This window comes from Sandaracinobacteroides sp. (assembly GCF_057137845.1).
The window spans coordinates 1-9,370 of the sequence record NZ_DBNHFX010000071.1 but is presented as its reverse complement, the minus strand read 5'-3'; the positions used below and the strand labels follow the sequence as shown (position 1 = coordinate 9,370).

The 9,370-nt window shown below is 64.1% G+C and carries 9 protein-coding genes; 8 read left to right on the top strand and 1 reads right to left on the bottom strand.

Translation table 11 applies throughout. The features are described 5' to 3' along the window. The 3 genes from AC16JP_RS03575 to AC16JP_RS03565 form a co-directional block, all read left to right on the top strand. On the top strand, positions 1–875 hold an 875-nt coding region (locus tag AC16JP_RS03575), incomplete at its 5' end, for an AMP-binding protein (RefSeq protein ID WP_484339229.1). Between the two features lie 49 nt (positions 876–924). Continuing rightward, positions 925–1,830 carry a 4-hydroxybenzoate octaprenyltransferase gene (gene ubiA, locus AC16JP_RS03570; protein ID WP_484339228.1) on the top strand — a complete coding sequence of 302 codons (906 nt, stop codon included), beginning with the start codon at positions 925–927 and terminating at the stop codon, positions 1,828–1,830. A 9-nt stretch (positions 1,831–1,839) separates the two neighbouring features. Then, entirely contained in the window at positions 1,840–3,192 is a 1,353-nt protein-coding gene (locus tag AC16JP_RS03565; protein WP_484339227.1) for a TldD/PmbA family protein, read from the top strand. 6 nt (positions 3,193–3,198) lie between these two features. On the opposite strand, the gene AC16JP_RS03560 is transcribed toward AC16JP_RS03565, so the two are convergent. Continuing rightward, a complete protein-coding gene (locus AC16JP_RS03560) occupies positions 3,199–4,206 on the bottom strand; it encodes a P-loop NTPase (protein ID WP_484339226.1) in 1,008 nt (335 codons plus the stop codon). An 88-nt stretch (positions 4,207–4,294) separates the two neighbouring features. Between AC16JP_RS03560 and hflK the strand changes: the two genes are divergently transcribed. The 5 genes from hflK to AC16JP_RS03535 all read left to right on the top strand — a co-directional run. Continuing rightward, entirely contained in the window at positions 4,295–5,416 is a 1,122-nt protein-coding gene (hflK, locus tag AC16JP_RS03555) for an FtsH protease activity modulator HflK (protein ID WP_484339225.1), read from the top strand. After that, on the top strand, positions 5,416–6,255 hold the full coding sequence (gene hflC, locus AC16JP_RS03550; RefSeq protein WP_484339224.1) for a protease modulator HflC: 840 nt from the start codon (positions 5,416–5,418) through the stop codon (positions 6,253–6,255). The genes hflK and hflC overlap by 1 nt, the downstream gene beginning before the upstream one ends. A gap of 112 nt (positions 6,256–6,367) precedes the next feature. Further along, positions 6,368–7,957 carry a DegQ family serine endoprotease gene (locus AC16JP_RS03545; protein ID WP_484339223.1) on the top strand — a complete coding sequence of 530 codons (1,590 nt, stop codon included), beginning with the start codon at positions 6,368–6,370 and terminating at the stop codon, positions 7,955–7,957. A gap of 211 nt (positions 7,958–8,168) precedes the next feature. Beyond that, complete coding sequence (locus AC16JP_RS03540; RefSeq protein WP_484339222.1) at positions 8,169–8,750, top strand: PEPxxWA-CTERM sorting domain-containing protein; 582 nt, start codon at positions 8,169–8,171, stop codon at positions 8,748–8,750. Between the two features lie 76 nt (positions 8,751–8,826). After that, the coding region (locus AC16JP_RS03535) for a hypothetical protein (RefSeq protein ID WP_484339221.1) at positions 8,827–9,370 on the top strand (544 nt) is incomplete at its 3' end.

The window sequence follows — 9,370 nt, the reverse complement described above, 5'->3', positions numbered from 1 at the left end:
CCGACGTTGCCGGCCGCTTCGACCTTTCGCGCTGGCGGATCGCAGGCAATGGCGCCGACATGATCCGGCCGGATATCTGCCAGGCCTTCGTCGATGCATTCGCCGATGCGGGCTTCGACGCCGGCGCCTTCACCCCCAGCTACGGCCTTGCCGAGGCAACGCTGGCCGTTACCGTTTCACCACTGGGGCAAGGCATCGTCTGCGACCTTGTGGACGAAAAAAAACTTGCAGGTGAAGGCATTGCAAGCCTCCCTTCAAGTAACGAGCGCCCTGCCCGCCATCGTGCTGTGGTCGATTGCGGGGTCGCTTTGAAGGGTCTCAGCATCGACATCCGCGACGAAGATGGTGCGGTGCTGCCCGATCGACAGATCGGCCGAGTGCTGGTCAGGGGCCTCGGGGTGATGGAAGGCTATTTCCGCGATCCGGAAGCAACCGCCGCCTGCCTCTCGGCCGACGGCTGGCTCGACACCGGAGACATGGGATATCTGGTCGACGGACACCTGTTCATCGTCGGCCGCGCCAAGGACATGATCATCCTGAACGGCAAGAACCACTGGCCGCAGGACATCGAGTGGGCGATCGAACAACTCGAGGGGTTCAAAGCGGGCGACATCGCAGCCTTTTCGATCACCACCCCGCAGGGAGAGGAAGCGCCCGCCGTCCTCGTCCAGTGCCGGACGACCGACCTTGAAGAACGCACCCGCCTGAAAAAGGCGATCCGCGACAAGGTCCGCTCGATCACCGGCATGAGCTGCGTCGTCGAACTGGTTCCGCCGCGCACCCTGCCCCGGACTTCGTCGGGCAAGCTGAGCAGGGTGAAGGCGCGCCAGCTTTACCTGTCGGGCGAGATCGTTCCCTTCGACGTCGCCGCCTGACGATGCGGCCAGACCGGCGCGTCTGCGCGCCACGCAACAGGCCGACTCAATGACCCCGGACGCCATCGCCAGTTGGGTCGATCATCTGCCCCCGCGCATGGCGCTTTACGCGCGGCTCGCCCGTTTCGATCGCCCCGCAGGCACCTGGCTCTTGTTCTGGCCATGCCTGATGGGGGCATTTCTGGCGCCGGTTCAGGGCTGGTGGCCGTTGTGGCCGCTGTTCATCGTCGGCGCAGTGGCGATGCGCTCGGCAGGATGCATCTATAACGACATCGTTGACCGCAACCTCGATCGGCAAGTTGCCAGAACCGCCAGCCGGCCGGTTGCATCGGGGGCGATCAGCGTCAGCCACGCGACACTGTTTCTGGTGGCAATGTCGATCGCGGGGCTTGGCGTTCTGCTGCTACTGCCACGGCAGGCGCAGATCGTGGCGCTGGCTTCGCTGCTGCTGGTTGCCGCCTACCCGTTCATGAAGCGCATCACATGGTGGCCGCAGGCATGGCTTGGCCTTACCTTCAACTGGGGCATCCCCGTGGGCTGGGCGGCCGCTGCACCGGAATTAAGGGCCGACCTGCCGGTGATGCTGCTGGTCTATGCTGCCGGTATCGCTTGGACGCTTGGCTACGACAGCATCTACGCCGCCCAGGACATCGAGGATGATGCGCTTGTCGGGGTAAAATCCTCGGCGCGGGCGATGGGGGCATGGCTCAGGCCCGGCGTCGGCATCTTTTATGCGGCAACGATCGCGCTGCTGGCGCTGGCGCTCTGGCGCTGGATGGCGTCGGCCACGGCCTATTGGGGGCTGGTGCCGGCCACGCTGCACTTCATCTGGCAGGTGGCAACGCTGGACCGCCGCAATACCGCGTCGGCGCTGATGCGCTTTCGATCGAACCAGCTTGCCGGCGCCTTGCTGGTTTTGCCGCTGCTGCTTGCCGCATTCGGTGCGCACGCCTAGACCAGCGCGATGCTGACACCGGAACAGGCCACCGAGCGCCTCGATCACCTTCTCGGCCTCGCTGCCCAAGCCGGGGCGGATGCCGCCGACGCCGGCTATTTCGGCGAATCTTCCACTGGTATTGGTGTGCGGCTTGGCACGCTCGAGGACATTTCCCGTTCCGAGGGCGAGGAAATCGGCCTGCGGGTGTTTCTCGGCGACCGTTCCGCACAGGTCTCGGTTTCAGACATGTCGCCCATGGCGCTTTCGGAAGCGGTGGAACGCGCAATCGCCATGGCGCGCGAAGCAACGAGCGACCCCTATGCCGCTCTGGCGCCAGCCGAAATGCTGGCATCCGGCCCGTTCCCCGACCTCGATCTGTTCGATGGGGCCGTTGAAACCCTGTCGGCCGCGCGACTGAAGGAAATGGCGCTGGAGGCCGAAGACGCTGCGCGCGCCGTGCCGGGTATCACCAGTTCCGAAGGCGGGTCGGCAGGCGCCGGCGCCAGCATTGCCGTGCTCGCCACCTCGCACGGCTTTCGCGGTGTCAGCACCGGCACGTCGGTGTCTGCCTCGGCAGTGGTGATCGCCGGAGACGGCGACGCGCGCGAGCGGGATTATGCATGGCACGCTACCCGCCACCTCGTCGATCTGGACAGCATGCTCGACATCGGCCGCCGTGCCGGCGAACGCACGATCAGGCGCCTGAACCCCACCAAGGCCCCGACCGGCGCAATGCCTGTCGTGTTCGACAAGCGGGTGTCGGCAACGATCATCGGACATCTGCTGGGGGCAATCACGGGGTCGTCGATCGCCCGGCGGACTAGCTTTCTCCTCGACCGCGAGGGCGAACAGATCTTCGCGCCGGGTATCACCATCCGCGACGAACCGCATCTGGTGCGCGGCCTTCGATCGCGCATGTTCGACGGCGAGGGCCTGCCAACTGCGCCACGCTCGATCATCGACAAGGGCCGGCTGACAGGCTGGCTGATGGACAACAGTTCCGCCCGGCAACTCGGCCGTCAGCCTACCGGCCACGCCAGCCGCAGCAGCAGCGGACCGGCCGGCATTTCCACTTCAAACCTGTGGATGGAAGCAGGACGTGTAACACTCGACGAACTGATCAAGGATATAAAGATCGGCCTCTATGTAAATGAACTCATTGGCATGGGTGTCAATCTGCTGACAGGCGACTACAGCCGTGGGGCCTCGGGGTTCATGATCCGCGACGGCATGCTTGCCGAACCAGTAACCGAGGCAACCATCGCCGGCGATCTGGCCGACATGTTCCTGCACCTGACCCCCGCAAACGACCTTGCGCTGCGTCATGCCACCAACGCGCCCAGCCTGCGCGTCGACGGCATGACGGTTGCAGGGCAGTAGCCCGCGCTACAGGCTGAGTTTGCGGGCCACCGCTTCGGCCACCCGATCGAGACCGGCGGCCACTGGCCCTTTTTCCAGCGGACGCCCGGCGTCCGACGCCTCGACGACCACGGGATCGAGTGGAAGCTCAGCCAGCGTCGGTGTGCCTGGCGCCAGTTCGCCTTCCGGCCGGCCGAACGGATAGAGCATTGCGCCGCCCGGACCGGGCATGCCGGCCATGTTCATCACGACACCCAGCACCGGCACCATCAACTGGCCGAAAAAGGCAACCGCGCGCCTCGCGTCGGCGCGCGCCAGTTCCTGCGGCGTCGAAACGACGATCGCACCGCTGGGTTTCAGCTTCTGCGCAAGCGACAGGTGCACGTCGCCGGTGCCGGGCGGCAAGTCCACCACCAGCACGTCGAGATCGCCCCAGTCGGCCATCGTCGCCATCTGGATCATCGCGCCCGCGACCATCGGGCCACGCCATGCGACCGCCTTGTCCGGGTCGGTCATCACGCCCATGCTCAGCATCTTCAGTCCGTGCGCGCGGATCGGCACCAGGCGCTTTTCGGCGGTTGCCGTCGCCTTTTCGGTAACGCCCAGCAGAATGTGCAAGGACGGCCCCTGAATATCGCCATCCAGCAGCCCGACTTTCAGGCCCCGGCGCTTCAGGGCCAGCGCCAGCCCGGCGGCAATCGTCGATTTGCCGACCCCGCCCTTTCCAGCGCCTACCGCAAGGATATGGCGGACGCCCGGTATCGCTGCTGCGTCCTCGTCGGGCATGGCGCCGCGTTCGGCCGTCTGAATCACCCTGACCGACTGGAAGCCCCCCAGCCGCAGCCGCTTGCCGACTGCGATTTCCAATGCCTGCGCCTCGGCCTTGGCAAGGTCCGACACGTCGAGCACCAGCCCTGCGCTGCCATCGTCGCGCACGACGAGGCCGGACACGCGCCCGCCATCCATCAAGGAACCGCCACGCTTGGGATCGGCCATTGCGGCCAGCAACCGTTCAGCGCTCTGCCTGTCTACCATCAGCGCCCTCGCTTTCTGTGATCGACGGCTCTATACCCGACCAACCGGACCCGCAATTGCGTTCGACGGAAGCGACAGAAAGGCGCACATGCCCTGGCAGAACAACGAGGACGGCGAGGATCCGAGCGGCAAGGGCGAAGGCGGCAAGCGCCGAAATCCATGGGGAGCGCAAGGGGGCGACCGCCCACAGGGCAGCGGCAACGGGCCGCGCAACCCGTGGGGCGAAACGCCTGACCCGCGTGGAGAGCGCTCACGCCAGCCCGGCACGCCCGATTTCGACGACTTCATCCGCCGCAGCCAGGAGCGGCTGCGCAATCTGGGTGGCGGTGGAAGCAGCGGCGGCAACGGCAACGAAGGCGGCTCGGCGCCCAATCTGCCATGGGGCCTGATCGTCGGCGGGGCGGCGCTTATTCTGGTCGCTACACTTTCCGCCTATCAGGTCGGTGCAGGCGAACAGGCGGTCGTCACCAGATTCGGGAAATACTCCTCGACGGCAACGCCGGGCTTCCACCTGAAGTTGCCGACGCCGATCGATCAGGTAACGAAAGTCCGATTCGAGGACATCCGCACCACCCTCGTCGGTTCCGGCAGTGGCGAGAACGAAAACCTGATGATCACCGGAGACGGCAACGTCATCAGTATCGCCTACGCCGTGCGCTGGCGGATCAAAAACGCCGAGGACTATCTGTTTCAGGTAGCCGACCCGGACGCGACGGTCCGCGATGCAACCGAATCCGCCATGCGCGAAATCATCGGCCGCTCGACCTTGAACAACGCCATCGGCCCGGAACGGGCTGCGATTGCCGAACAGGTCCGTGAACGGGTGCAGGAAATCCTCGACAGCTATCGTTCGGGCGTGCTGGTGCAGGGTGTCGACATCAACAAGGCGGATCCGCCGGTTGCGGTCGATGAATCATTCAAGGACGTGTCGGCCGCCCAGCAGGACGCCCAGCAGTTCCTGAACCAGGCGCGTGCCTATGCGCAGCAAGTGCAGGCACAGGCAGCGGGTGCAACAGCGGCCTTTGACAAGGTCTATGCCGAGTATCGTTTGGCACCCGAAGTAACCAGAAAGCGGATGTATCTGGAAACGATGGAAAATGTTCTTGGCAAGGTAGATACCACCGTGATCGAGGCCCCCGGCGTGCAGGCCTATCTGCCGCTGCCGGAAATTCAGCGGCGCGCCAAGGCCGCCGGGCAGGAGGGGCAGTGATGAACCAGCGCACCCTGATCGGCGGCGGCGTTGCCGTCCTTGCGGCAGCAGCGATCCTGTTCAGCGCTGTCCTCCGCGTGCCGGAAGACGAGCAGGCGATCGTGCTGCAGTTCGGCCGTCCCGTGGCAACCGTCAACACCTTCCAGCCTGACCAGCGCTTCGGTGAGACCGGGGCGGGCCTCGTCATGATCACGCCGTTCCTGCAGAACGCCATCATGTTCGACAAGCGCATCATATCGCTGGATATTCCGCCGCAGACGGTGCTCTCGACCGACCAGCTCAGGCTTGTCGTCGATGCGTTTGCGCGGTATCGCATCGTCGATCCGGTGCGCATGTACCAGACCGTGCGCACCGAAGAGCGGCTGACTGAAGAACTGTCGCGCATCCTGTCGTCGCGCATCCGCAACGAACTTGGAACCCAGCGCTTCGACACCATGTTGTCGCCGGAGCGCGGGCGGTCGATGGAAAATATTCAGGACGCGGTGAACCGTTCAGCCAAGGCCTATGGTGCCGAAATCATCGACGTGCGGATCAAGCGCGCCGATCTTCCGACGGGAAGCCCGCTGGACGCCGCATTCGAGCGTATGCGCACCGCCCGTCAGCAGGAAGCACTGACCATTCGCGCCCAGGGCGCCAAGAACGCGCAGATCATCCGTGCCGAAGCCGATGCGCAGGCGGCGCGGGTATATGCCGAAAGCTTCGGCAAGGATCCGCAATTCTATACCTTCTATCGTTCGATGGAGGCGTATCGTAAAAGCTTCGCGCAAGGGAACAGCCAGGTGGTCCTCAGCCCATCCAACGAATTCCTGCGTGAATTTCAGGGGCGTCGCGGCAACTGATGCAGACACCTTCGCGACCTGCTGCAACTTCGTCGTGCTGATTGCACCATTCACCGGCGATTAAATCGGGAATGGTCAGAAGCACCCCATGAACCATGACGCGGAGCCAAGTGTGACTGACAATATTTCCGAGGGAACCATCCGGCCTGAACGCGCATCCCGCAAGAGCAACATCCTGACGGCAGGGTTGTCCGCCGGTATTGCAGCGGTCGTCGCCACCACGATCCCGGTGTTTGCGCAGCCTGCTGCACAGGCCCCTGTGGCGCCGGTGCAGGCGCAGCTTCCGGCGCAACCTCCGCGCGGCGCCCCCATGAGCTTCGCCGATCTCACGGCGAAGCTGCAACCCGCAGTCGTCAACATCTCGACGACGCAACGTGTCGAAGTCGGCCGTTTCCCGCGCTTCGGTCCCGGCACCAACCTCGAAGACCTGTTCCGCCGCTTTCAGGAACAGCAGGGCGACGATGGCCAGCCCGTCACACGGGAGGCGACTTCGCTTGGCTCGGGCTTCATCATTTCGCCCGACGGCTACATCGTCACCAACAATCACGTCATTTCCGGCCGCGACGGCCAGAAACTGGTCGACACCATCACCGTGACCTTGTCGGACCGCCGCGAATACAGCGCCAAGGTGATCGGCCGCGACCCGCTATCCGACCTCGCGGTGCTGAAGATCGACGGGCAGAACCTGCCGCACGTGCAGTTCGGCAACAGCCTCGGCACCCGCGTCGGTGACTGGGCGATCGCGATCGGCAACCCGTTCGGCCTGGGCGGAACGGTAACGGCCGGCATCGTGTCGGCGTTGCATCGCGGCATTCAGGGCGGCGGCGCCTACGACCGCTATATCCAGACCGACGCCTCGATCAATCAGGGCAACTCGGGCGGGCCGCTGTTCGATTTGAACGGCAACGTCATCGGCGTGAACACGGCAATCTTCTCTCCGACGGGCGGCAATGTCGGCGTCGGCTTCGCGATCCCGGCCGAACTGGCGCAGCCGGTGATCGAGCAGCTCCGCAAGAGCGGCAAGGTAAGACGCGGCTATCTTGGTGTGCAGATTCAGGCAATTACGCCTGCAATCGCATCGTCGCTGGGCCTGCCCAAAAATCAGGGCGAGATCATCGCCTCGGTCGAACCGGGCGGCCCGGCTCGCGCCGCCGGCCTGCAACAGGGAGACGTGGTGCTGCGTGTCGCCGGGCAGGACGTGACGCCGGACGACAGCCTGTCCTACATCATCGCCAACACGCCGATCGGCACCCGCGTTCCCGTCGAAATCATCCGTGGCGGCAAGAAAGTCACCCTGACTGCCATGATCGGCGAGCGCCCGTCCGAGGCATCGCTTCTTGGGCAGGACGCGCAGTCAGACAATTCTGGCGACGATTCCAGCAAGGAAAGCGCATCCGAAGCTGCGCGCAAGTCGCTTGGTCTCACTCTTCAGCCGCTTACGCCGGAAATCCGCCGGCAGCTTCGTTTGCCCGACACGGTGAACGGGGTAGTGGTCGCCGACGTAAACCCCTCGTCGGATGCGGCAGAACAGGGCCTGCAACGTGGCGACATCATCCTGTCGGTGAACCAGACCAAGGTGGCCAACCCGCAGCAGGCGGCCGACGCCGTCAATCAGGCGCGCAAGGCAGGCCGCAACACGGTGCTGCTGTTCGTGCAGCGTGGCAACACGCCCGGGCGGTTCGTCGGCGTGAAAGTGCAGTAGGCACCCCCCGGTTCCAGCGCCCGATCCGGCAGTCCATGCCGACAATCGGGCGCTGGCAAGTGGTTAATAGCCTTCAATACTGTCGGATAGCTTTACATATACTGCCACTACGACTTGCGTAACTCATTGAATTCCAGCCAAATAGCAATTGGCATGAAACGTGCATGATTCATACTCGGCAATGTGTAGCCATGTATGAAAGGGTCGTTTCGTGAATAAACTGTTTGTGCTTGCTGGCGCTCTTCTGGCGATCTCTGCTCCTGTCGGCGCTGCAACGATCGTCAATGTCGACGGGCGGACCAACACGTCGATGGACGGGGCCAACGCAGTATCGGTCAGCCTCGACGCCGGAACCTACGAAGTCCGGTTCGTGACCGACGCATACACCGCCTTCAGCCGGTGGAGCGGGGAAAGCGGCTGCAACGGCGACGGCCTGCATTGCCGGAGCGGATGGGAGAACAGCGCCCGCATCATCGCCGATTCGACGCTTTACAAATTCGGCGACGGCGACGCGTCCGGAGGCCTCGGCCCGCTTGGCGGCGAGGACGGCTATTTCGGCTCGGCGGCCACGTCATTCGCGCATTCCGCAATCTATTCGATGAAGTTCACCCTCGCTCAGGCGGGCGACGTCAAGTTCTTCATCTACGACGACCATCTTACCGACAACCGAGGCGGGGTTTCACTGTCGGTCGCGGCAGTGCCGGAACCGGCCACCTGGGCGATGCTGATCGCCGGCTTCGGCCTAGTCGGCATGGCTGCACGCAGGCGCAAGTCTGCCGGCGCTCGTGCCTGAGCTTTTGCAATATCCACAGAACTGGAAACATGAGGGAGATCACATGAAAAAAGCATGCCTACGCATTGTGTTGACCATGGCCATGGCCGGCGTGTCGTCTGCGGCGATGGCGGCCGGAACGCTGGTTGTATCCGGCGATGAATGGCAATTGTCCAACTTCGCCTATGATGCGCCTTATGCCGCAGGCACAACGGCCTTCGCCAACGATCTCGCAATCACGTTCAGTGGCACCAACTACCTGTTCCTCACCGGAGGCAGCGGCGTATCGCAGGCGCAGCTCAGCATGGCAGCAGCACAATTCCAGTCGCTGGGAAAAACCGTCAGCTACACTCCGTTGTTCGACCCGCTCGTGGCAAGCAACTATGACGCGGTATTCCACTTTGGACAGTTCGTCGACACCAACGCGATGGGGGCGTTCGTCGCCAACGGTGGCAACGCCTATGTGTCTCTGGGTGGCGGCTGGTGGGGCACTGCCGCTGGCGAAGCTGCTGCGTGGAACCCGGTCCTGAACCAGTTCGGCCTTGTTGCCGGCGACACATGGTTCCCCGGCCCTTACTTCGTTTCGGCCGACGTTACGGTCGGTCCCACCACATCGCTGCTCTGGGGCTATGGCCAGTCGA

What these genes read in the sequence shown, in the direction of transcription:
- ubiA (WP_484339228.1), top strand. Translation starts at nt 925, where the DNA reads ATGACCCCGGACGCCATCGCCAGTTGGGTCGATCATCTGCCCCCGCGC.
- AC16JP_RS03565 (WP_484339227.1), top strand. Translation starts at nt 1,840, where the DNA reads ATGCTGACACCGGAACAGGCCACCGAGCGCCTCGATCACCTTCTCGGC.
- AC16JP_RS03560 (WP_484339226.1), bottom strand. Translation starts at nt 4,206, where the DNA reads ATGGTAGACAGGCAGAGCGCTGAACGGTTGCTGGCCGCAATGGCCGAT.
- hflK (WP_484339225.1), top strand. Translation starts at nt 4,295, where the DNA reads ATGCCCTGGCAGAACAACGAGGACGGCGAGGATCCGAGCGGCAAGGGC.
- hflC (WP_484339224.1), top strand. Translation starts at nt 5,416, where the DNA reads ATGAACCAGCGCACCCTGATCGGCGGCGGCGTTGCCGTCCTTGCGGCA.